Source organism: Pseudoduganella sp. R-43 (genome assembly GCF_049913255.1).
In the GTDB taxonomy this organism is placed as follows: domain Bacteria; phylum Pseudomonadota; class Gammaproteobacteria; order Burkholderiales; family Burkholderiaceae_D; genus Rugamonas.
Window position 1 is genome coordinate 4,436,312 of sequence record NZ_CP183988.1, and the last position, 24,977, is coordinate 4,461,288.

Here is a 24,977-nt window from a genome sequence, read left to right on the forward strand (position 1 = left end):
CGGTATTTCGAGGTGCCCATCATTTGGACAGGACAAATCGGAAGCAATCTTCTTCATCCTGCTCCAGTTGATTCACTCGCGTCACTTCACCTTGGCCATTCACGTAAATCCATTCATCCCATTGATCAACGGGTATAAAGCAACGAAATTTTTGCTCGATCGCTATTTCAATAATTCTATCCACGACATCTGAATTCGGAACGGTGTACCGATATAGTTGCAATAGTTGAGCAGCGTCACCTAATACGCGAGAATGTACACAAACACAATCCAGCATTGAACCATCTAACTCTTCCGTTAATCCGTTAAATTCGTCAATGCTAAATATTTTGATTCGTTCAATCGAACATTCGAACACTCTACTCAAATGGAGACTGAGCTGATCAGGAGTACATGCTTCGGCCAACAATAGATCAATCATTTATTTATTTCCTTATAAGCTTGAAGGGCGGCGGCTTTTGCCTCGGGGGTAATACCCATGTTTTTCATAATTTCACCTGCTCTTGGTGTGTCACCAAACTTATTCAAGACAGCATACGCTTTGTATCCACCGCGGTCCATTGGGTAAAGCCCAGGACCGGATTTCGGATAAAGAACACCGTCATGCGTACCATAGGTGCGGCCATTTACGATGTATGTATCGCCAACCTGTTGCGCACGATTTGCTCTAATTTCGGCAACGTCCGCTGCCACATCAACAACAGCTCGATCAATGAGCGTATTCTCATCTTTTGCAACGGAAGATTGCGTGACTTTATCAGCATAATGCCGGGCTACAGGAGATTTTAAATCGGCAGGTGATTTATTGGCAGACTTCTTTTCGGCCTTACCCGCGGCTGCAATGTTTTGCTCATCGATATCCGCTGTAACTGGCGACTTATCAGGCGCAACAGTTTTCACCTCATATAGTGGATCATTTGCCGCTATCTCACCTTTGCTGACTTGCTTAGTCTCCCCAGATACAAGCTTCTGCTTGTTAGTTTGCGATACAGCAACTCCTTTTGGCAGCGCAATGCCTTTCTGAATTCCCCTTGCAATTAAAGGTGCACCTTTTCCCACAATCAATGAAGTCAGCAGCATTCGCTCTTTACGAAGCCAAAGCGCGTCCCTAACAAGACTGTCGCAAGTGCTAGAGCTCACCCCTGCGCAATTCTGCTGCCGAAAATTCGCGATTTCCTCCGCCTTTTGAACGTCACTACCAAACAAAGAGGCGTCACCATAGACTGTCCCTAACCTGTTCACATTGTCTTGTCGGCCAAAGAAGATCTTGTATTCGTTGTAGTCCAATTCATTGCTGATTTCACGTGTCGATGCCGCTTGGCTTTCAAGGTCCCGCACGCACTGCACATCACCGGCAAGAGTACAGGACTCGATTTTCGCAATATTCGCGTTTGACTTGGCGATGTACTTGTTACGGATATCTCTATAGTCAGCATCCGGACAGCCTCCCTTTTGTTTGGTGCATTCCTCAAGCTCCTTATTCATCGCAGCCATTTCAGGGCGCTTCAAGAAGTTGTTCTCGACTGCGTTAGTCGCCACCTGACCACCTATTGCGGCATCGCGAACGTTTCCACCGGCCGCACCGGACATCAACGCGCCGATGGCGCTGGACAAGGCTGTGACGTTATTCACTTGCTCGGGCGTGAGCTTGTCACGTTGCAGCGCCCCATTTGCATCAAATGCCTGCGGATACAGCTCTTTCGTCAAGATTTGCGCGGCCAGTTCGCCGCCGCCGCCGGCCAGTGCACCACCAACTGCGCTCGAGTTGTTTGCAACCGCCAAAGCTGCGCCCAGCACTGCATGACTCAAGTCCTGCAGCGTCTGGTTTTCGTTGCCCTCTTTCTTGAAGTAGTCGCCAATTTCAGCGGCAAGGTATGGCGCGGCGGCATTCGCAGCGATCTGTGTGCTGCCCTGTCCCGCTACCGAGCCGACCAGAATGCCAGTGACGACATTCAGTGCGCGGCTCTTGTCGCCACCGACGCCCCACTCTGCCTGGACCTGTTTGGCGGCATCAATTGTTTTCTCTGCTTCCGCCCTCTGTTCAGCCGTGCTGTCCGCTTTGGCCAGGATTTTTTGCGCTTCTGCTTCCGCTTTGCGTGCTTCGTCCACGAACTCACTGGCGGCTTGCTTTGAGGTTGCGATCACCGTGCCGGCGGCGGCCGACATGGCTTGCTGATCCTTCAGGAGCTTCTGCAGGTCAGGCAGCTTATCCAACGCGGTGTTGGCCTTGCTCGCGTCGGTATTGATGCCCAGCTCCTTTACTGAACTGGTCGTCACGCCGCCAATGGTGATCTTGCCGTCGGTGACGGTGGCATAGGTGGTGGAGCTATCGCTGCCTTTCTCCATCATCGGCAAACCAGGGGTGGTATTCCCGCCCTTGCTACTGCCAAAGAGCTGCTTTTGCTCACTCCATGACTTGGTGCTGCCGTCTTCATTTTTCGCACCGAACTCGCTGCCGCCGCTAACGCCACCCGCCATGCTGACGTTGCTGGCCGAATAGGTCATCTTGTTTTCGATGTTGGACGTGGTCAGCTTGTTGGTCGTCATCTCGGAGGCTGCAGCATTGGTGCTGGCGATGGCGCCGCCTTTCAGGTCGATCGTATCGGCCTTGATATGGTAGCCGCCGTCACCGGCGAACAGGCCCGATTGCTGGCCGACGCCAGCGTAGGTGCCCTTGCCACTTTGCTGAGACACGTTGCCGTTGGCGCTCCAGACACCAAAGCCTACCTGCACGCGTACCCCTACGTTGGACTGCTTGCTGTCGAACGCACTGTTGTCCTGCAGGCTTTCCACGGCCAGCTTGCCGCCAACGTCGGTGTTGATCGTGTTGGCGGTTGCCGTTGCACCTTTCAGCGTGGTGTCGCCTTTGCTGTGGATGTTGATCGTGTCAGCTTTGAGCTCGGTGTTGTTGTTGATCGTGCTGTCGTTCTTGTTGTGGCCCTTGCCCATGTTGGCTGCGGCGTAGACGTACACGCCGGTCTGTGCGCCAACCTGGAAGCCAACGCCCGCTTCAACGCCAGAGCTCTTGTTCTTGCCGTCGCTGTGCAGCGTGCTCTGGCTGGCGTCCAGCACGATGTTCTGCGCTGCGTCCAGGCTCAGGGTCTTGCCGGCATTGAGCGTGGCGCCGGTGGCGTGGATGTCGCCGCCGGTGGCTGTCAGGTTGACGTTGCGGCCGCCATTGATGGTGCTGCCCTGCGCTGTGCTGTCGTTGCCGTTGCTGGAATTGCTGCTGCTGGTGAAGCCGATCCCGGCCTCGCCCTTGACCAGGATGCCGCTGCCGGCGCCACCGGTCATGCTGTTGATTGCGCTGGCGGCCTGGTAGGCGTTGGCGGTTGCCGCCATGCGCTGCATCTCTTTCAGTCGTCCGTCGGATTTGCGCGCTGCTTCCACGTTGTTGGCCAGGTCAATCAACGGTGAGCTGATGCGGGCGAAGGTGCCGATCTTCAGGTCGCTGTTCGATTCCTGGTGGCTGCCGGTGTTTTGCAGCGCCGTGATGTCGATCGACTTGGCGGTGATGTTGACGTCATTGCCGGCCAGGACGTTGCTCGAGGCCTGGGTGTACTTCTTCCCTGCGCTCAGGTTCACGTCGCCGTTCAGGCTGGAGACGTTGGACGCCACCTGGGTCACCTGGTCGCTGTTGCCCTTGTGCTTTTCGTTGTGGTAGCCGGAGAAGCGCTCGGTGTCTGAAATGGCGACCTTGCCGATGGCCTTGTTGTCGCTCTGGTTGGCGTTGTGCAGCGTGTCCTGCGCGCTGGTGATGGTCAGGTCGCGTGCGGCATTGATCGACAGGTTGCCGTCCGAGACCACGTTGGCGCCGGTCAGCGCGATGTCGCCGGTCTGCGTGGCCATGGTGGTGCTGCCGCCCACCGACAGCTTGGTGCCGGTCACGGTGTCGGTGGCGCCGTTGCCTTTGCCGTTGTTGTTGAGCGAACCAATCACCTGCGTTGAGCGGGTGTCGATGCTGAAGCCCGACTTCTTGGTGTCCTGCGACCTGCTTTCCGTGTTGTGGGCCACGTCGAACTTGATGCTGTCCTTGGCCAGGATCAGGGCGTTGCCTTCGGCGCTGATCTGGGCGCCCTGACTGGTGATCGAACCGTCGGTGGCGAGGATGGTCAGGTCCTTGCCGGCAAGGAGGCTGCTGGTGCGCGCTTCGCTGGTGGCGTGGTTTTGCGTGCTGTTGGTCTTCTTCGTGCCGAACTGGGTGTTGACAACCGCCAGCGCAGCCGCGGCGCCTTCCGCCGCACCTTCCGCCTTGGCGAATTCCTTGCCGACGAAACTGCCGGACTTGGAGTTTTCGGTGCTGGTCTTGTAGGCATCCTTGAAGGCAGCCAGCGGGTTGACTGTGAAGCCTACGCCGAAGCCGGAGGATTTGCCTTGGGTATTAGCCTGGCTTTGCATGGTGTTCTGCGCTGCGGCCAGGTCGACGTTCTTGCCGATCAGGGTCAGGTTTTCCTTGGCGGCGATGTCGGAGGCGACCACTTGCAGCGTTTCGCCGGATTTGAGCTTGACGCTGCCGTCCAGGGAGCCGATGCTGGAGGCGTGCTGCGTGACCGACTCCTGCGCGCTTTGCGAGGAAGTGTTCGACTTGCCATAGCCAGTACTGAGATTGCCCGACTTGAAGCTGACGCTGAAGCCGGATTTCTTCTCTTCCCTGGTGCTGGCGGACTTGCTGGCTTCCTCGGCGCTGACGATGCTCAGGCCACCTTTGGCGTCAATGCTGAGGTCTTTGTCGGCCAGCACGGCGCTGGCCTTGATCAGGGTGTCGCCGCCGCTGGTGACGACCACGTTGCCGCCTTTGATGGTGCTGCCGACTACCAGCGTGCTGGCGTTGTAGTCGGTGGCGGTGCTGCTGCGCTTCTTGGTGAGGCTACGCGATTCGCTGTGCATCGCAATATCGGACAAATGCGTCTCGCTCACGCTGGCAATATTCAAGTCGTTGCTGGCCTTGAGCGTCAGCGTGCCGCCTGCCGCAACGGTGCTGCCCATGACATTCAAGTCGCTGCTTTGACTAATACCTGCGCTAACCAGCAGGTCGCTGGAGGAAGAGATCTTTGCACCAACCACTGCTTGATTCTCGTGGATATCCCTGGACCAGTTCTTCCCTCGCTGCCCTTGTTCATTGGTCTTCACTTCGTCAGTAACGGCGCGAATGTTCACACTGCCGCCTGCCAGCAGCTTGCCTGCATCCATTGAAACCTGGGTACCGGTGAGGTTCAGGTTACCCGTCGCTGCCATCAGCAAGTCTCCGCCGACATTGACGCGGCTAAGCTGATTGTATGTGGCACTGTTGTTGATCGTGGTTCCGTCAATCTTCCCGTATTCGGTACTGCCGGTCTTGACGGTATCGAAGCTGATATTGTTGCCGGCGAAAATGGAAGCACTCGCGCCAGCGTTGATCGTGCCTGCCAGGTCGGTTAAGTTGCGGCCCGCGTCCATTATCAATCCACCGGTCGCACTAATCACGGCCTGGTTTGAGAGCGAAGTGTAGCTGCCGCCGTTCACTTTGGACGACCACTTGCTGTCCACAGTCAGGGTCTCGTTCTTGATGTCACGCCCAGCTTGCAGCGCCACATCGCCGCCTTTGATGGTTCCGCCGCGATTGATAATGTCTTCGCCAGCCAGCAGCAAGGTGCGGCCATTGCCGCCGTCAATCACGCCGCCCTGGTTCATGATGGTTTCGCTGACGTTGATCGTCACGCTAGCACCAGTAACGAGTGCGCCACTATGCTTGATTGCGTTAGCGTCGACGTGTGCGAGATAAACCTTCGGCACCAGCACAGTTTCGATGGAGCCGTCCGGCAGTTGCACGGCCTGGCTTTCCAGCCAAACGATATCGCTGGTCAGATGGCTGACTTGCTCAGGGCTCAGGGAAATGCCTGGACGCAAACCGAATTGCTGTGCGAAGCTAGCTGCGTTGTTCAGCATCTGCTTGTACAGGCTGTCATCGGCAGGGCCGGCACTTGGGGCCCGCCCGGTCAGCTCGGAGAGCTGCTCACGAACCAGTCGTTGTTCATAGAAGCCATCGCCCAATCGTTTCTGGGTAGTTGCATGATCAAGAGCCAGCTTATCGAGCAGGTAGTCGCTGCTGGTCCATTGGTCTTCTTTGGCGAATTGCGGGCGCGTTTCGAACAGGTATTGGCCGCTCGGGTTGGGGTTGCGCAGGAACAGTCCACCGGGCGAGATCTTTTTCACGCTGGTGATATTTTCGCCCTGCACTGCGCCGGCGGATTGGCCAATTGCAGTTCCCGCTGATGTATTGGTGTCGCCCAGCTTGCTGTGTTGGGCTTGGTTGGACATACGGCCGAAGAACGAACCCTGGCGCGCCGGCGCGACCGAGTGCGTGGATCCTTCAACGTTTAATCCACTGCCATCTCCACTACCGAAAACCGAGCCTCCGGCCAGGAGTTGATTGGACACGCCGCTATTGCCCGCGAGGCCCGCCCCGGAAAGATTGCCCCCCGTACCAGATGCACCGGCATTGCCAGCCACGTTGGCATGCGCACCCAATGCACTGCCGGAAAAGTGACCGCCGACTCCGCCGCCGAAACCTCCGCTAGCGCTGGCGTCGGTGCCTGCGCCATTGGCGCCATTGGCTCCGCTGCCGATCACATTCACGGAATCACGGATATTGCCAACCGTACCTGCGCTCACATCCACATTGCGGAAGCTGCGAGCGTTGATGAATACGCCCTGGCCACCTTGTATCGTCCCGGCGCCTGAACCGATTTCCGTCGGGATTACGGTATTGGTCCATGCTACGGTGCTGGAGCCTGTGTAGGTAGTAAAGGTACCGTCGAAAGTGTGCTTGCGTAGCAGTTTGGCCCCGCTGCTGACAATGGCAGGCAGGCCGTCAACTTTCAAGGTACCGACGGCTCTTATTTCGCTAAAGCTGTTGTCCAGTGTAGCGGTGACCGTCAAATGCATATTTCCGCCAGACAGGATCTGGCCAGCTTTACCGGTATCAGCTGAAATCTGGTCCTCCACGACAGTGTGGTGCGCCACACGCTTCTCTTCCAATTGATCATACGTCTGCGTCCCCGTATGCTTTTGTGTATCTCGCTTGATAGTGTGCTGTGGATCGTCATATCCTGGAATGGTCACCATCCGGATGCAGTTGGTACTGCAGCTGCCATATGCTGTCGAGAAGTCATATTCCTTCGTATTCCCCCAGTCAAGGTTGCCATCTGGTGGTCGCACATATGCATCGGTAGAAACCCCGCCCTGGTCAGGGTTAGTGATAGTCCGTCCGTCCCAGTAGTAGATAACCTTTGTGCCATCGCTCATTGGGATTCGGCTGCGCGAAGCCCACTTGCCAGCCAAACCACTAGTGGCGTTAAAGAAAGCCGAATCATTCGCGTGCGTTCGGATCTCGGCACGAGTAATCTCATATCCGTCGGGCGTGACGTACTTTTCCGATTTCAGAACATCATTCGGGTTGACGAAATAGACTTCGAACGGAAGATAGTTGGATGACCGCGGATCATACTGGTTGTGGTTTCCGCCGGGGTTGTACCAGCTCGGCATCGTCATATTCACCGTTTCGTCCATCGTCTTGACTTGGACGATCGATACGTTGTCCCGCACGTTCCTCAACGAGACGGTATTCAACGCCAAGTCGCCGTTCGCCTCGATGGTGGACGAGGAGTTATTCACCAGCGCGGTGCCGCCGCCATTGGTAGCACCAACAGCCATATTGGCGGCGCTATACAGCGTGCCGCCCTGGACGTTGTTCAGCGTTCCATCCACGCCCAGCGCCATGTTGCCGGTGGAGCCGATCAGCGCATTGGCGCCGGTGTTATTGAGGCTGCCGGTGCGGACGGTCACATTGCCGCCGACAATGCCGCTGGTGTTGCTAATGTTGGCGGCAACCAGGTCTACCGCGCTTTCGCCATTGATTTCGCCGGAGTTGGCCAGATCGCCGGCCGCACGGATCGCGACGGCACCGCCCTCGATCACAGCACCGGCCTGGTTGGTCACCTGGTTGCCACTCAGCGCGAGCGTTCCCGCTGCGCCGAGGGTGCCGTTGTTGATGATGTTGCCGGTGACTGTCAGGCTCAGGTCGCGGTTCGAGTGAACTTGCTGTGTGCCCGCATTCTGGACGTAGTCGCCGTTCATGCTGATCGCGAGGTCGCGGCCGCCGAAGATTTCTCCCAGCGCGCCGACCGTGCCGGCCGAAACGAACAGATCGCGGTCGGTGGCGATGCGGCCACCGGAGTTGCTCAGTTGTGGCGTGTTCAGCGTCAGGTCGGCACCGGAACCGCCTGCGGTGCCCAGCGTGCCGCCGTCATTATTGACGTACAGCGCAGAGATGAAGGCATTACCGCCGGATAGCACCTGGCCGCTATTCACGAAACCTGCGCCGGCCTGGTTGAAGGTCAGCGTGCCGCCGCTATTGACCTTGCCTTGGTTGTTGAGCTGTTGGGTGATCGCCAGGTCCATGCCCTGGCCCGATGCGATGGTGCCGGAAACGCCATTCCACAGCGTGGTACCGGACAGCAGCAGGTTGCCCATGCCGGCAATCGTGCCGTTACTCGTGATCGCGCCGCGGCTCAGGAGCCTGGTGTCGCCCCTGCCTTTATTGGCGATACGGCCAGTGCCGTTGTCGATGGAATCGCTGTTGATGGTCAACGTGCTTCCCGCGCCGACTGCTTCGATCACGCCGCCATTGTTTTGCAGCGCGCTGCCCGAAGTCAGTTGCAGGTCGGTTCCTGCCTGCACAATGCCGCCAGCATTGTTCGCTACGCCCGCAATGGACAGAGTTGCTGTGCCGTCGGCCACGAGCTGGCCGCTGTTGGTGAAGGAGTTCGTTGTGATGGCCAGTTCGGCACCGTGGCCGGCAACCGTGGACACCTGGCCGCTATTGGTAAAGCCGGACGCCTTGACCAGCGCCCTGCCCTTTGCCGCAACCTGGCCGCTGTTGCTGAAGGTGGCCGCCGCTTCGTCGAAGGTCAATGTGCTGCCGCTGCCGATGGTGCCTTGGTTGTCCAGTTGCTGGTTCACGTCCAGCAGCATGGCCGTACCGGAGCCGAACTGGCCGCCGGCCTGGTTGAGCAACGTGTTGGCGTGCAGGTCCAGCGCGCCGTTGCCGGCGATGGTGCCGCTGTTGGCAATGCCGCCAGCACTGGAGATCGTGGTATTCCCGCTTCCCGAATTGACGATACGGCCGCCGCTGGCCACCGATTGGGCATTGACCGTCAGCTTTGATGCCGTGCCGGCGGCTTCAATCGTGCCGCTGCCGTTATTCAATGCACTGGCCGCATTCAGGGCCAGGTCGCCACCGGCGTGCAAAGTACCGCCATTGTTGGCAACGGTGCCGTTGATCGTTGCAAGCAGCATTCCGTCGGCGGAAACTGCGCCGCCGAGGTTGGACAGGCTGTTGGCTTGCAGCGTAACGCCTCGGCCAGTGCCGCTGACGGTGTACAGCTGGCCGCCATCGTTGGCGATGCTGGACGCGATGATGCTCATCTCGCCGCCGGAGCCCATGCGGCCACTGTTGGCGAACGTTGCGCCAGCCTGATTGAAGGTCAGCGCGCCGCCACTGCTGATCGTGCCGCCCTGGTTGTCCAGTTGCTGGCGGACGAGCAGGTCCAGCGTGGTGGCGGCGGAAACTACACCGCCAGCCTGGTTCTGCAAGGTCTGCGCATTGAGGACCAGTGCGCCGTTGCCGGCCATGGTGCCGCTGTTGATGATACTGCTCGCGCTCGTGATGCTGGTACGCGCGTTGCCAGCGTTGACAATTCGGCCTGCCAGGTTGTTGATCGAGCTTGCCTGCACGTCCAGCTTGGAGCCGGCTCCAAGTGCTTCCAGCGCTCCGCTGTTGTTCGTCAGCGCGCCGCTTGCGTTGACCGTCAGGTTAGCAGCCGCTTGCACCTGGCCTTGGGTATTGTCGAAACCTGCGCCAGATATCACGCTTGTGTTACCTGCAGCTGCAATCGCGCCGCTTCGGTTGCTCATGGCGCCAACGCTGTCCAGCGTAATGTTCGCGCCGCCTGCGGTGGCGGTTGCGATCTGGCCGCCGTTGTTATTGATGTTGGCGGCATGGATGTTGATGGCGCCTGCCGCAGCGATTTGGCCGCTGTTGCTGAATTGCGCTGCCGCCTGGTCGAAGGTCAGCGTGCCGCTGCTGCTGATCTTTCCTGCGTTGCTCAGGGACTGGCGCACTCCGAAGTTCAGGTTGGCGCCCGAGGAAATGCTGCCGGTGGTCGCGTTATCCAGCGTGGCTGCAGCAATATTGAGCGCGCCGTTGCCGGCAATTTGACCGCTGCTGGTCACTGCGCCGCCAGCGGTGAGCGTCGTTGCGCCGGTGCCAACGTTGACGATGCGCCCCGTTCCGTTGTCGATGGCGCCAGAGTTGATGTCCAGCGTGCCGGACGATGCGGACGTTTCGATCACGCCGCCCTGGTTGCCCAAGGTTCCGCGCGAAGTGATATTTGCGCTGCCATCGGCAACGATGGCGCCGCCGGTGTTGCTGACGCTATCTGCGTCCAGGTGCAAGTCGCCGCCGCCATCCTTGACGGTCACCAGTTGGCCGCCATCGTTGGTGAAGGCGCCAGTTGCAAGGCTTGCGTCCGTGCCGCTGACAAGCTGGCCGCTGTTGCGGACCGCTTTGCCCGCTGCGTTAAGCGTGAAGGTGGTACGGCTGCTGATGGCGCCCGCATTGTCCATGCCGTGGCCGACAGTCAGGTCCAGCTTGCCGCCAGATGCGGCGATGCTGCCGTCCGTGCGGTTGGCCAGGTCGGCAGCTGTCATGGCCAGGTTGCCATTACCGGCAATCAGGCCGGCATTGTCCAGCGTTGCGTCGACGTTCACCGTTGTGGCGTTGGAGCCCACATTGACGATGCGGCCGGTGCCATTTGCCAGCGAACCGGCGTGCAGGCCGAGGGTAGCGTTGTTGGCCAGGGCCTCCACCACGCCGCCGTTGTTGCTGATTGCGCCCGCGGCATCGATATCCAGCGAGCTGCCCGATTGGAGGGTTCCTTGCGTGTTATCGAGCTTGCCGTTGCTGTCGATGGTGGCTGCAGCATCGGACATGATCACGCCGCTGCGATTACTGATCGAGGCGGCATCAATAGTGATTGCTGCACCGGAGTTTTTGGCGGTGGCGAGCTGGCCACCGTCGTTGACCAGGTCTCCCGCATGCAGCGTAAGCTGGCCCTGCGACACAACCAGCTTGCTGTTGGTGACTGTCGCGCCATTGGCGTTGACTTGCAGCGTGCCGCCGCTGTTGATGGTGCCGGCGTTCGCCAGGGAGCCGGTCACGGTCGTGGTCATGCCTTGCGCCGACGCGATGGTACCGTTGGCCTTGTTCTCGAGCGTGGCGGCGGAGAGATCCACTACACCGTTGCCTGCGATCGTGCCATTGCTCGTGATGCCGTGTACCGCGTCCACCGTAGTGCTGCCGGTACCGACGTTGACGATGCGGCCGGTGCCGTTGGCCAGGTCGCCGGCCTTCAGGTGCAAGCTGCTGGTGGAGGAAACCGTTTCGATATTGCCGCCGTCGTTTTTCACGGTGCCGCCGGCTTCCATTCCCATGTCCGAACGGGCCTGCAGCAGGCCATTGTTGTTGACGATGTCGCCAGCAACGTGCAGGTCCGCTTTATTGTCGGACATGATGGTGCCGCCCTGGTTGCTGATGCCCTGGGCGTTGAGGTTCACGCTGGCGTTGGAGCCTTGGGCCGTGGCGAGCTTGCCGCCGTCGTTGTTCAGGGTGGCGGTCGTGAGGTCCACGGCGCCCCCAGCAACGATGGTGCCGCTATTGCGCAGGTTCAGGCCGGCCTGGTTGGCCTGCAGCGTTCCGGCACTGCTGATGGTGCCGGCGTTATCCAGCGAGGCATGTACAGCGATCGCCATGTTGCCAGCGGCGCTGACGGCACCTTGCGCCTGGTTGCGCAAGCTGTCTGCGGAAAGCTCCAGATTGCCGTTGCCGGCGATCTGGCCGCTGTTTTCAATATGTCCGTTTGCGGCCAGGCTGGTTGTGCCGGTGCCGACGTTGACGATGCGGCCCGCCGTGTTGTCGATCGAAGCGGCGTTCAAGTGTACGGTGCTGCCAGCGCCGGATGCCTGAACCAGGCCGCCGGTGTTGGTGATCGCGCCGCCGGCGCCCAGCTGCAGGTCGTGCGCGGCCTGGATTTCGCCGGCGCCGTTGTCGATGGCTCCGGCAGAATTGATCGCAGTGTCTGCGCCGGAACTGATGATGCCACTGCGGTTATCCAGCTTGCCAACATTGGACGCGATGCCCGAGCCGCGGGCAGTGATGATCTGGCCGTCGCGGTTATCGAGCTCACGCGCGTTCAGGGTTGCCGCGCCTTTTGAAGTGATGGAGCCGCTGTTGCGCAGCAATGCGCTCAGCTGGTCGAAATTCAGCTTGCCCTGGGTGCTGATCTGGCCATCCAGGTTGACCAGCTCAGAACGCACTTTCAGGTCCAGGTCCGACATGGCGGTGATGGTGCTGGCGGCGCCATTGGTCAAGCTCTCCGTGCCAAGGGCCAGGCTGCCATTGCTGCCGATCAGGCCATTGTTGACGATGTAACGGCTGGCCGTGAGCGAGGATTGTCCCGTGCCGGTGGATACAATGCTGCCTGCCCGGTTGGCCAGGTAATCGCCGGACGCGGTCAATTCGTCGCGGCTTTCAATGCGGCCGCTATCGTTGTTGATGCCGCCGCCGGCGCGCAGGTCCAGTGCGCCGCCGGAACCGAGATAGCCGCCGACGTTGTTCACGTCACCTGCAATGCGCGCCGAAGCGTTGCCGTCTGCGCGGATGGTACCGGCGTCGTTCAGCAGCGAGCCCGAAGTGATGTCGATGCGGCTGGTGCTGCCTTCGGCGGTGGCAATAGTGCCGGCGCGGTTATCGATCGAGCCGTTCTCGATCTTCAGCGGCCCTTTTGCAAGGATCTCGCCGGAATTCACCAGCGCTGATTGGCTTTGCGACATGGTGAAACTGCCGCCGTTGCTGATGCTGCCCTCATTCTTCAGCAAGGAGGCGACGTTCATATTGACGTCGCCCGTAGCAGTCATGCGGCCTTGCCGGGTGTTGGTCAGCGTCGCGGCATCGACGTTCATCGCGCCGTTGCCGCCGATAATGCCGCTGTTGCGGATCGTCGCTGCATTCAGCGCCAGCGGGCCGGTGCCTGCATTGACGATGCGGCCGGTACTGTTGTCGATCGCAGCAGCTTTGACGGCGAGGCTGCTCTGACTGCCCAGCGTTTCGATGGAGCCGTCCTGATTGAGCACCGTGCCGCTGGCTTCCAGCGTCAGGCCTTTGCTGGCCTGGAGCTGGCCGGCAGTGTTATCCACGCCGCCTGCCACCTGCAAGCTTGCCTGGCCGCCGGTTGAAATCTGGCCATGCTGGTTGGCGAGCGCCGAGGATTTCAACGACAAGTCGCCGGCAGCGGCAATGGCGCCGGAAGTGTTGGTCAGCGCGCCGGTTTCCAGTTGCGCGCTGCCGCCAATGCGCCAGTCGCCCTGGTCGGTGGTGGTGGAGCTGCTGCTCAGGATAAGGTTGCCGCCGACATTCAATTTGCTGCCAGTGCCGGAGATCTCTCCGGCGCGCAGGGCCAAGTTTCCTGAGGTTTCCAGTTTGCCGCCGGCTTGCCGGAGCTTTCCGCCGACATTGATCGCCGCATCGCTTGCGCCCAGGTGGAGCATGTTGCCGCTATCGTTATTCAGGTAGCGGGCGACGTCGATGGACAGCCTGTTCGCTTGCAGCAGGCCGTTGCTATTGTCGAATTCGCCGAGCGAGGCATTAAAACCGCCGCCGGCCAGCAAGCGGCCGCCCTGGTTGTTCAGGGCGGAGAGTCGCAGAGTCGCATCCTGCTGCACGCCGACCTGGCCCTGGCTGTTGTCGAGGACCCCGCCGTCGACTTTCAGGGTGCGCAGGTTGACTTGGCCGCGCTGGTTGGTCAGGGTTGCGGCGTCCAGGTTGATGCCGCCGGTGGCGGTGACCAGGCCGTGCTGGTTGTCCATTGCGGCGAATTTGAGTTCGCCCGCTTGCAACTCGGGAACGGCGGTGCCGCCAGTGCCGGAGCCAGTGCCCGTGCCGCCCGTGCTGCCGGCATCGGTCGTACCACCTGTACCGCCGCCGGTTCCGGCGCCAGTGCCGCTGTCAGCACTGCCACCGCTGGTCGAGCCGCCCGTTGCGCTCGACGCTGCTTGTCCCAACACGCCGTCGGAGTTATTGGCGCTGCCCGTGGTCACGTTCAGCGCGGACGAACCGCCTTGCACAATCTTGCCGTCCGCATTCAACAGGGTGCCGTTGGCGCTACCCAGTTCCACCCGGCGCGCCTCGATGCTGCCGCCGCGGTTATCGAAGTCCCCAGTCACCGCCGCAATCAATTGCCCGCCGGCGTTGATGCTGCCGCCGTTGGTTACGGATGCCGATTTGAGCGCCAGGTCTTCACCCGCCTGGATCTTGCCCTTGTTCTCGATCGCGTCACGCATCGTCACCTGCATGCCTTTCGATGCCGCCAGCGTGCCTGTATTCTCAAGACGCCCCTCGGACGTGACGACCAGTTGTCCCGCCGCCGCACCGATCTCGCCCGCGTTACGCACGCCAACGCCTGCTTCGGTACCGACCAGGAAAATCTGGTTGGCGTACATGCCGCCCAGGCGCGAAGCGTCAATCGCGAACTGCGGCGCAGCATCGGCCGCCTTGCCGACCTCCGTCACCGTTGGCGATTCCCCCTCCGCCACCTTGTTCACGCCGGTGACCACGTTCAGGCGTTGCGCCCACAGGGATGCATTCAGCACCAGGGAACGGCTGATCAGCGCTGTATAGTCGGTCTTGCTCGCATCCAGTCCCGCGCCGTCGATGGCGATCTGGCCGCGCTGCACGTCATAGCCGGTCAGGCGGCCGTCCATCATCAAGGGAGAACCCGTGGTAAGCGTCGCGCGGCTGACGTTGATAAAGCCGCCGCCGTCCACCGAAATACCGGACGGGTTGGCGATCACCACTTCCGCCTTCTGGCCCGCCACTTCGATATAGCCTCGCAGCGCGCTGGGGTTGCTGGAATTGACCTCGTTCAGGATCACCCGCGCGGTACCCGCTTTCAGCCATGGGTTGCCTTCGACCCAGCCGCCCAGTTCAGTCTGCACGTTGACGCGCGAGTTGTTCAGGATGGCGCCGCCCTTGGCCACGTCAAACTGCGAGTAGACGTTGCGCGACACGCCGGCCGCACTCGGCTCCCGTACGTTCACCTGCGGCACGCCGTTGGCGGCCTTCAGCACGATGGCCTGGTTCTGGCTTGGGGCCTTGGGATCGGCGATGATCTGTGCCTGCACGTGGCTGGCCCAGAGGAATCCGCCGAAGGCTGCGCCGAACAACAGGGTCAGCCGGCGCAGCGCTGGATGTCCGAACGCGGCCGGAACCGAACTATCGAGCGCGCCGGACTGGCTGGCGCCCTTGACGCAACTGCGGGCGCACTCGCCCACAGCCATCAGCATGCCACGAGCTTTATTGAAAACGATACGGTAGCGAAGTTTATTCATGATGCTCAGAATTCGACATTCAGGTTGAAGCCAGAGGCAACGCTGGCGGTGCGGAAGGCGCCCGGCTTGCTGACCGGTTTGCCCGCGAAGAAGTCGGCGCTCAGGCCGCCGAACTGGCCGCGCCAGCCAAGGGCGGCGCCGGTCAGGTGAGTGCCGCGCAGCAGCGCCGCGGATGGACCGGATACAACGCCGTGGTCCAGTGCGAAGTAAAGCTGGTGGCGGGTGGCGGGGATATTCCAGCTCAGGTCATTGCGCAGCAGCCAGCCGCGTTCAGCGGACAGGCTGGCCTCGCCGTCGAAACCGCGCACGGTGTAGCGGCCGCCGATGGAAAAGCGGTCTTGCGGAATCAGCTTGGTGCGGTTCCACTGGCGGCGCCAGGCGGCCTGGTAGGACAGCGATTTGGTCAGGGGCCAGTTCAGCGTCACGTCGGCATTGAAGATGCGCGGGCGCGCAGTGCCTTCGTCGAAGGCTTCTTCCTGCGCCGGCAGGCTGCCGTATGAACTCGTGCCCAGCTTCCAGGTCAGGTTGCTGTCGAGCGTGGCAGCGCCGATGAATTCCTTGTGGGCGATGCCCGCGACGAAGCCGGCCATGCGGCGCCGCTGCACCTCGACTTCCATGTCGTCGATGTAATTGCGGCTGCCGCGCTGGTAGGTTTTCAGCGACAGGGTGGTCTTGCGCGTCGCATCGCGATACACCAGGCGCGAGAGCTTCAATTCGGCGGTATTGCTGGTGCCGCGATAGAGGTAGTCATGGAAGGCGCCGGCCACGGTCTGGCGATAGCGGTAATCATTCAGTTGCAGCGAGAGCAGCCAGTAATCGAAGGGTACCGAGTAATGCAGGGCATAACCGCTGGTGCCATAGTCGCCTTCCGGGCTGTCGCCATGCAGGTTGCGATTGAGGGTCAGGTAGAACAGGTCCTGCAGGCCAAAGGGATTGTCGACCGAGAGCGTGATGCCGCCCTGGTAGGTACCGGTCGAGCGGCTGCCGCTATCGTCCACCGATGCGCTGAAGCGATAGGCGCGGCCGCCCTTCCACTTCACCTGCAGGTCGCTCTCGCCGGGCTGCTCACCGGGCACGATCTCGATATCGGCTTGCGCACCCGGCACGCGCTTGAGGTTTTCCAGGCCCTGCTCGATATCGCGCAGGTTCAGCAGTTCGCCCGGCACCATCGGCAGCGCGTTGTCGAACGAGGGCCTCTGCTCCGGATAGCGCAGCGCGCGGATGCGGCCTGGGACCAGTTTCAGGTGCAGTTCACCGCCCAGCAAGTCCTGCGGCGCGGCCAGCACCCGGGCTGTGACATAGCCCTGCGCAACCAGCGCGTTCTGCACTTCGCCCACCAGGACGTTGATGCCGGCACTGCCCAGGCAGCGGCCCAGCGCGCCGTCTGCGGCTTTCAGCGCCCACTGGAACTGCTCGGCCATCTCGCCTTCCAGGAACACGCGGCGGATCGGGAAGCATGGCGACTCGTTTTCCGGCCAAGCGGCTTGCGTCGGCGTCACTTCGCGCTGCAGGCGCACGTCGGGCTTGGCCTCGTCCTGGCGCGCGCGTTCGCGCTCACGCTGTTCCTGCCGCTGCAGTTCCTGGTTTGCCAATGCAGGATCGACCTGCGCGAACGCAGGCAAAGCTGCGCCAAGGCCGAGCGCAAATTGCACGGCCAAACTTATTCTTTTGCACAACATCTATTGATCTTATGGAATTTTTTCAGCCGGCAGTATACCTGCCAATTCCACAGAACTAGATGATTTACTTATATAAATTTATTATTTAGTGAAGGTTTAATCGCAATATGATGGACATGAGTGACAATTGGAGAGAATTAATCCATTTAAAATCTCTCCAAAGGCGCAAAGATAATCACACTTCCATCAAAATCAATGACTTGTGGTTATTGAGGCGCAAGGTTGGGATAGTCGGTGTAGCCAGCCGCGCTGCCGCCAAAGAAGGTATTGCGGTCGGCAAGGTTGATCGGTGCGTTGGTCTTCAGGCGCGTAACGAAGTCCGGATTGGCGAGCACCATCTGGCCGTACGCCTCCACGTCCGCCAAGCCGGATTCGATGTCGGCACCAATCTGCTCGCGCGGCCGGCCGGGGCGGTTCAGTACCAGGGCGCCTTTCCACAGTTTGCGGATGTCCGCCAGCAGCGCTTCGTCGCCCTGGTGCATGATGTGCAGGTAGGCCAGGCCAAGCTTGCCCAGCTCAGCCACCAGGTGGCGATAAAGCGCGGGACCCTCCGTGCCTTCGTCGATGCCCCACAGCGTAGTGCCGGGCGACAGGCGGATGGCAGTGCGGTCGGGGCCGATCTCGCCGGCAATGGCCTTCGCAACTTCAATTGCAAAGCGCGCACGGTTGGCGATGGAGCCGCCGAATTCGTCGTCGCGCACGTTCGCACTCGGTGCGAAGAACTGCTGCACGAGGTAGGCATTGGCGCCGTGGATCTCGACGCCGTCGGCGCCGGCTTCGATTGCCCGGCGCGCTGCCATGCGAAAGTCGTCAACCGTCTTGCGCACTTCAGTGGTGCTGAGCGCACGCGGCACCGGGATGTCCTGCATGCCAGCGGGCGTGAACATCGGCGTATTCGGCGCAATGGCCGAAGGCGCCACGCCCTGCCGGTGGTGCGGCGTATTGTCCGGATGGGACATGCGGCCCGCATGCATCAACTGTATGAACAGGCGACTGCCTTTTGCATGCACCGCATCTGCGACCTTCTTCCAGCCCGCCACGTGGGCATCGGTATGGATGCCCGGCGTCGCCATATAACCCTGGCCGTCTTCCGAAGGCTGGGTGCCTTCAGTCACGATCAGGCCGACGTCGGCGCGCTGCGCATAATATTCGGCCGCCAGTTCGCCTGGCGTGCCGTCGTACTGCGCGCGGCTGCGCGTCATCGGCCCCATGGCGAGGCGGTTGGCCAGCGTATAGCGACCCACTTTGACGGTTTCAAACAGTTTGCTCACGACAGTATTCCTTGCAAGTGATTGGAGATACGCCATCATCCACCACCTTCCAAATGAGATAAATATGGTAAATTGCAGAACATTGATCCATAGATGGAGCAATCAGTGGAGTATCTGAACGACATGGCCTTGTTCGTGGAGGTGGTGAAGGCCAAGGGTTTTCGCGGCGCCGGGGACGTGCTGGGGATTCCGAATTCAACAATTTCACGCCGGATCGCCGCGCTGGAAAAAGCCATCGGCCTGCGGCTTCTGCATCGCACGACCCGCAAGATCGAGCTGACGGAGGCGGGCCAGGTCTATTTCGAGCGCTGCAAGCGCATCATCGATGAAGCGCGGCTGGCGCATGAACAACTGGGCGGCATGCTGGCGCAGCCGACAGGCGTGCTGCGGGCTTCGCTGCCGGTCGATTTCGCACAGACCTACCTTGCGCCCTTGATCGCGGAATTCGCGCAACGCTATCCCGGCATCACCTTTGAGCTGGACCTGACGCCCCGCCTGGTGGACCTGGTCAGCGAACCATTTGATGTGGCGATACGCATGGGTGAGCTAGTGGATTCGCAGCTGATTGCGCGCCAGTTGGCGCTGCTCACGCCCAAGCTGTATGCCTCGCCGGGCTACCTTGCTCAGCACGGCGAGCCGCACGAACCTGCGGACCTGGAACGGCATGCCTGTCTCGGCTTGGCGAAATCCACCACCTGGACCCTGCTACGCGATGGGCACAGCGAGCCAGTTACGGTGAGCGGCCGCTTTGCAGTCAACAACGTGGGCATGTTCCGGCGCCTTGCTGCGCTCGACATGGGCGTCATCCTGTTGCCGGAAGAAGTCGTAGCAGACGATCTTGCGGCAGGACGCTTGCAACGCATCCTGCCGCAATGGCATGGCAAGCCAACACCGGTGTATGCCTTGACCGAAACACGCCTGGTTCCGGCCAAGACGGCGCGCTTTATTGAGTTCCTGCGAGAGCGCCTGGGGCAAGCGGGCTGACCTCTTCCTTGCGGCTGTAAGCCAGGCGGTACAGCAAGGGCAACAGCAGCAGCGTCAGCGCGGTGGAGGACAGCACGCCGCCGATCACCACGGTAGCCAAGGGGCGCTGGACTTCCGCACCGGTGCCGGTCGCAATCGCCATCGGCACAAAGCCAAGCGATGCCACCAGAGCCGTCATCAGCACTGGCCGCAAACGCACCAGCGCGCCGTTGCGCACGGCGTCGGCCAGCGGCTGCCCCTGCTCACGCAGGCTGCGGATGAAGGAGATCATCACCAGGCCGTTCAGCACAGCGACGCCGGACAGCGCGATGAAGCCGACTGCTGCCGATATCGACATCGGAATTCCCCGCATCCAGAGCGCGAAAATGCCGCCGGTCAGCGCAAATGGAATGCCGGTAAACACCAGCGCGCCATCGCGGGCGTTGTTAAACATCAGGAACAGCAGCGCGAACACCAGCGCAAGCGATGCCGGCACCACCACCTTCAGGCGTTGCGCAGCATTCTGCAGGTTTTCGAACTGCCCGCCCCAAGCCAGCCAGTAGCCGGCCGGCAGCTGCACGCCTTTCAGGATCGCTTGCTGCGCTTCTTCGACGAAGGAGCCGATGTCGCGGTCCTGCATATTGACGGTCACCACCACGCGGCGCTTGCCCTGTTCGCGGCTTAGCTGGTTCGGGCCGGGCGCCGTGTCGAAGGTCGCAATCTCGGCCAGGGTGACGTAGGCCGGACGTGCGCCCTCCTTCTTCGGCAGCGGCACCGGCAGGCGCTTCAGCAGTTCGATGTCCGAGCGCAGCGCTTCCGGCAAACGCACCACGATGTCGAAGCGGCGGTCTCCCTCGAACATGGCGCCCGCCTCGCGGCCTGCGGTCGCAGTGGCGATCAGCTCCTGCACTTCGGCGATATTCAGGCCAAGGCGCGCGGCCCGTTCCCGGTCGACCTGTATCTGCAGCATGGGCAGGCCGGTGGTTTGTTCGACCTTGACTCCGGAGGCGCCCGGAATCCTGCCAAGGATGGCGCCGATTTCGGCAGCCTTCGCATTCAGCACATCGAGGTCGTCGCCAAACACCTTCACCGCAACATCGCTGCGAACGCCGGAAATCAGCTCATTCACGCGGAGCTGGATCGGCTGGCTGAATTCGTAGCTATTGCCGGGCAATTGCTCCAGCGTTTCCCGGATGGCGGCCAGCAGTTCCTCGCGGCTGCGCTTCGGCTTTGGCCATTCCTTTTCCGGCTTGAGCATGATGTATCCGTCCGAAATACTTGGCGGCATCGGGTCCGACGCGATTTCCGCCGTGCCGGTGCGGGCGAAGACGTTGGCAATTTCGGGGAATTTTGCCACCAGCGTCTTCTCGATCTGTTGCTGCATCTGGACCGATTGACCCAATCCGGTACCGGGAATGCGCACGGTCAGCACAGCGAAGTCGCCTTCGTTCAGGTTCGGCACAAACTCGGTGCCAAGGCGCGTCGCCAGCAACGTGGACAGGGCCAGCACCAGCCCCGCCGCGGTAAACACTACCGGGCGGTTGGCCATGACATAGTCCAGCAGCTCGCCGTAACGGCGTTTGGCTGCCAGCATCAGGCGACCTTCTTCCTCGCGCACCGATTTGTTCATGAACAGCGCCACGGCGGCCGGCACGAAGGTAATCGACAGCAGCATGGCGCCAAGCAAGGCCGTCACGACGGTGAAGGCCATCGGGTGGAACATCTTGCCTTCAATCCCGGACAGCACGAAGATCGGCAGGTACACGATCATGATGATCAACTGCCCGAACAGCAGCGGCCTGCGCGCCTCGTGTGCGGCGGCGAAGACTTCCGCAAAGCGTTCTTCGCGCGTCAGCGGCCGTCCGGCATGCTGTTGCGCGTGCGCCAGGCGTCGCACGCAGTTCTCCACGATCACCACGGCGCCATCGACGATGATGCCGAAGTCGAGCGCGCCGAGGCTTAGCAGGTTGGCGCTAACGTTATTGGCCACCATGCCGGTGAAGGTAAACAGCATTGACAGCGGAATCACCATCGCCGTAATCAGCGCCGCTCGCATATTGCCGAGGAAGAGGAACAGCACGCCGATCACCAGCACCGCGCCTTCCAACAGGTTTCGCTTGACGGTATCGATCGCCTTTTCCACCAGCACCGTGCGGTTATATACCGGCGTCGCCGATACTCCGGCCGGCAGGCTGCGGTTGATCTCGACCATCTTCTTGTCGACCGCCAGCGCCACCGCACGGCTGTTCTCGCCGATCAGCATGAACACGGTGCCCAGCACCACCTCGCGCCCGTTGCGGGTGGCGGCCCCGGTGCGCAGTTCAGCGCCGACGCCCACGGTTGCGACGTCGGCGATGCGCACGGCCACGCCGTCGATGGTGGAGACCACGATATTGCCGATGTCGGCCACGGACTTGAGCTGGCCTGGTGCGCGCAGCAGGTATTGCTCGCCTTCCTTCTCGATATAGCCTGCACCGACATTGCCGTTGTTGCGCTCCAGCGCCGTCACCACGTCCGACAGGTTCAGGCCATACGACGCCAGCTTGGCCGGCGTTGGCGCGACCAGGTATTCCTTGTCGTAGCCGCCGATCGAATTGATCTCGGTGACACCGGGCACGTTGCGCAGTTGGGGCTTGATGATCCAGTCCTGGATTTCGCGCAGGTCGGTCGGCGTGTAGGGCGTGCCGTCCGGCTTGCGTGCATTCGGCGCCGCATCCACCGTCCACAGGTAGATTTCAGACAGGCCGGTGGCGATGGGGCTCATGGTCGGCGTCAGTCCGGCCGGAAGCTGGGAACGCGCATCCTGGATGCGCTGGCTGATCAACTGGCGGGCAAAGTGGATGTCCGTGCCATCCTTGAATACCACCGTGATCTGCGACAGGCCATAACGCGACAAGGACCTGGTCTGCTCAAGGCGCGGCAGGCCGGCCATCAGCGATTCGATCGGGAAGGTGATGCGCTGTTCCACTTCCAGCGGCGAGTAGCCGGCGGCCGCGGTGTTGATCTGCACCTGGACGTTGGTGATGTCCGGCACGGCGTCGATCGGCAGCTTCTTGTAATTGACCGCGCCCAGCACGGCCATCGCCAGTACGGCGAACATGACCATCCATCGGTGGCCGATGCAGGCCTGGATAATTCGGCTTAACATGGCGGCTCCTTAGTCTTCATGCTCTGCAGCGCCCTTGCCCTGCTCCGCCTTGATGGTGAAACTGTGGGCGGCGGCATACTGCGCAGCCTTGCGCAGGCCGGCAGTGATCTCCACCAGCTTGCCGTCGGAACGGCCGACCGTGACCGGCACCGGCGTGAACGCCTGGCCATCGCGCTGGAAGACGACCTGCGTGCCGTTCAGCACTTGCAGTGCTTCCTTTTCCACCGCGACCGGCACTTCGGCTGAACCGGTGATCACGTCGACATCCACGAACAGGCCGGGACGCCATGCCAACTCCGGATTGTCCAGCACAACGCGGGCGCGGGCGGCGCGGGTCTGTTCGCCGATCAGGGCGCTGACGAAACTCACCCTGCCTTTGACCGCGGCATTCGAGGCGGCCGAGTGCAACACGGCTTCCGTGCCGACCTTGACGATTTCGAGGTCCTTCGCAGGCACCACGACTTCCGCCCATACCTGGCGCAGGTCGGAAACCGTGAATACCTTGGTTTCCGCGCCGACCGCCTCGCCAACTGCAATGTGCTTGTCGACGATCAGGCCATCGAAAGGCGCCCGGATTTCGAGGCGGTTGTATGGCCCCTTGCCGGAACCGCCAGCGCCGATGGCCACCAGCTTTTGGCGCGCATTCTGCACGGCGATGCTGGCTTCATGCCACTCCTGCTCCGCCTTCAGGTAGTCCTGGCGCGCCGAGACCTTGTCTTCCCAAAGCTTCTTTTCGGCCTCGTAGACCGAGTGGGCCAGCGCTGCACGCTTTTCGGCGGCGGCCAGGCTGCTGCGCTGCTCGGATACGTCGGCGCTGGCCAGCACCGCCAGTAGCTCGCCCCTGCGTACCTGCTGGCCAAGATTGGCCTGCACTTCCTGCACAATGCCGTCCACGCGCGGCGTGACGTGCGCAGTGCGATCCTCATTCAGTTTGACTTCGCCCGGCAGGCGAACGAAGGTTTCCAGGCGCGCCGCGCCGGCCGTACGCACTTGGATATCGGCCGCCGCAACCTGCGCGTCGGTGAACGGGATTGACTGCGTGCCGGCAGGATGTTCCTCGTGGTGTTCGCTCGCCTCGGCACCGGCTTTCGCGGCCGGCGCGATGCGCTCCCAGCCCAGAACTGCGCCCGCAAACAGGGCGGCAACGGCCACCATGGCCGCAATGGTGATTTTTTGACGCTTGTTCATTTTGAATCCTTGATGTCCAGGTTGCCAACCAGCTTGGCCAGGTCGGCCCGGGCGCGATAGAAGTCCGAAATGGCCCGCAGGTGCTGGCCCTGCGCCTGCACCCAGGTGCGCTGGGCATCGAGCACTTCGACGTAATTGAATTTGCCGGCTTCGAAGCCTTTCATCGCCGCATCGGCAGCATATTGGGCGCCGGGCAGCACGTCTTCGCGCACCAGGCGTTCCTGCTGCACGGCCGCCTGCATGCGAGCATGGGCCTGCATGGCCTCTGTGCGAATACGCTGGCGAGTCGCTTCCAGCTCCGCGCCGGCCTTGTCGGCACGGCGTTGCGCTGCCAGGATCGCGCCCTGGTTGCGATTAAACAGCGGCAGTGGGACGGACAGTCCGATGATGTTCTGGCGGACGCGGTCGCGCTCCGGACCTTCGCTGCGCTTGCTGCCGACGATCAGCGAAACGTCCGGCATGCGTGCGGCGCGCTCCATACGCAGGGACGCCTTGCCCGCCTCGACTTCGGCAATGGCCCGCTCGATGGCTGGCGCGGAATCAATCAGGTCTTCCAGCTGTCCGGCGGGGAGGCCGGCTTCGGCTGGCGAGGCAGGCGCCGCCAGCACCCCGATTTCGCTACCGGTGTTGCCGAGCAGGCTGGCCAGCCTGATACGCGCCTCGTCCAGTTCGCGCTGCGCTGTCACGCCCTCGATGCGCCAGTTGGCTTCCGCCACGCGGGCTCGAGCCTCTTCCACCGGCGACACCTTGCCCGCCAATACGCGGCGCGCGGCGGCTTCGCTGGAGCGGCGCCCGCTTTCGCTGACCTGCATAGCCAACGCAACATGCTGCTGCGCGAGCCATGTTTGCTGGTAGGCGGCGACCACTTCCGCCTCGATTCGCGCCCGGCCGACGGCCAGATCCAGTGCCGCCGTACGGCTGCCAGCCTGCGCCGCCTCCATGCGCGCGGCGCGCTTGCCGCCCAGTTCAAGCGGGATTGATAGCTGGACGGTCGAAGAACCGCTCTCGCTGGTTTTCCCTTCGCGCAGGTAGTCCAGCGAAGGATTGGGCAGCAAAGCTGCCTGCCGTCCGGCCGCGTCGACGGCTGCGACTTCCAGCGTCAGCGCCCGCAGCTCGGGATTGCCTTGCCGCGCACGTTCCAGCGCTTCGGCAAGCGTCAATGATGGTTGCGCCCACGCGGGGGCCAGGCAAATGGCCGCCAGCAAGGGCACGTAAATGGCTTTCACGATGTTGCTCCTTGATGAT

General features: G+C 61.6%; 8 protein-coding genes. 1 reads left to right on the plus strand and 7 read right to left on the minus strand.

Annotation, left to right across the window (positions count from 1 at the left end; genetic code table 11):
- Nucleotides 1–19: 19 nt before the first annotated feature.
- From ACN9M3_RS20035 to ACN9M3_RS20050, 4 genes are all read right to left on the minus strand, one after another.
- Nucleotides 20–421: a hypothetical protein gene (locus ACN9M3_RS20035; RefSeq protein WP_426318428.1), complete on the minus strand. Its 402-nt coding sequence runs from the start codon at nucleotides 419–421 to the stop codon at nucleotides 20–22.
- Nucleotides 418–15,483, minus strand: a complete 15,066-nt coding sequence (locus ACN9M3_RS20040; RefSeq protein WP_426318429.1) for a hemagglutinin repeat-containing protein — start codon at nucleotides 15,481–15,483, stop codon at nucleotides 418–420. Before ACN9M3_RS20040 ends, ACN9M3_RS20035 begins: the two co-directional genes overlap by 4 nt.
- 5 nt (nucleotides 15,484–15,488) lie before the next feature.
- Entirely contained in the window at nucleotides 15,489–17,135 is a 1,647-nt protein-coding gene (locus ACN9M3_RS20045; RefSeq protein WP_426318430.1) for a ShlB/FhaC/HecB family hemolysin secretion/activation protein, read from the minus strand.
- Between the two features lie 233 nt (nucleotides 17,136–17,368).
- Complete coding sequence (locus tag ACN9M3_RS20050; protein ID WP_426318431.1) at nucleotides 17,369–18,433, minus strand: alkene reductase; 1,065 nt, start codon at nucleotides 18,431–18,433, stop codon at nucleotides 17,369–17,371.
- Between the two features lie 105 nt (nucleotides 18,434–18,538).
- Here ACN9M3_RS20050 and ACN9M3_RS20055 point away from each other — a divergent pair, with 105 nt between their 5' ends.
- A complete protein-coding gene (locus tag ACN9M3_RS20055) occupies nucleotides 18,539–19,417 on the plus strand; it encodes a LysR substrate-binding domain-containing protein (protein WP_426318432.1) in 879 nt (292 codons plus the stop codon).
- Here ACN9M3_RS20055 and ACN9M3_RS20060 read toward each other — a convergent pair.
- Genes ACN9M3_RS20060 through ACN9M3_RS20070 form a run of 3 tightly spaced genes read right to left on the minus strand, consistent with a single transcriptional unit; the run spans nucleotide 19,377 to nucleotide 24,958 of the window.
- Entirely contained in the window at nucleotides 19,377–22,544 is a 3,168-nt protein-coding gene (locus tag ACN9M3_RS20060; protein ID WP_426162283.1) for an efflux RND transporter permease subunit, read from the minus strand. The genes ACN9M3_RS20055 and ACN9M3_RS20060 overlap by 41 nt on opposite strands.
- Nucleotides 22,545–22,553: 9 nt before the next feature.
- Nucleotides 22,554–23,732, minus strand: coding sequence for an efflux RND transporter periplasmic adaptor subunit (locus ACN9M3_RS20065; RefSeq protein ID WP_426318433.1), 1,179 nt, complete (start codon nucleotides 23,730–23,732; stop codon nucleotides 22,554–22,556).
- Complete coding sequence (locus ACN9M3_RS20070; RefSeq protein ID WP_426162285.1) at nucleotides 23,729–24,958, minus strand: TolC family protein; 1,230 nt, start codon at nucleotides 24,956–24,958, stop codon at nucleotides 23,729–23,731. The genes ACN9M3_RS20065 and ACN9M3_RS20070 overlap by 4 nt, the downstream gene beginning before the upstream one ends.
- Nucleotides 24,959–24,977 lie beyond the last annotated feature (19 nt).

Bases quoted from the DNA above. Each gene is read 5' to 3' on its own strand.
- ACN9M3_RS20040 (WP_426318429.1), bottom strand. From the start codon at position 15,483: ATGAATAAACTTCGCTACCGTATCGTTTTCAATAAAGCTCGTGGCATG.
- ACN9M3_RS20060 (WP_426162283.1), bottom strand. From the start codon at position 22,544: ATGTTAAGCCGAATTATCCAGGCCTGCATCGGCCACCGATGGATGGTC.
- ACN9M3_RS20065 (WP_426318433.1), bottom strand. From the start codon at position 23,732: ATGAACAAGCGTCAAAAAATCACCATTGCGGCCATGGTGGCCGTTGCC.
- ACN9M3_RS20035 (WP_426318428.1), bottom strand. From the start codon at position 421: ATGATTGATCTATTGTTGGCCGAAGCATGTACTCCTGATCAGCTCAGT.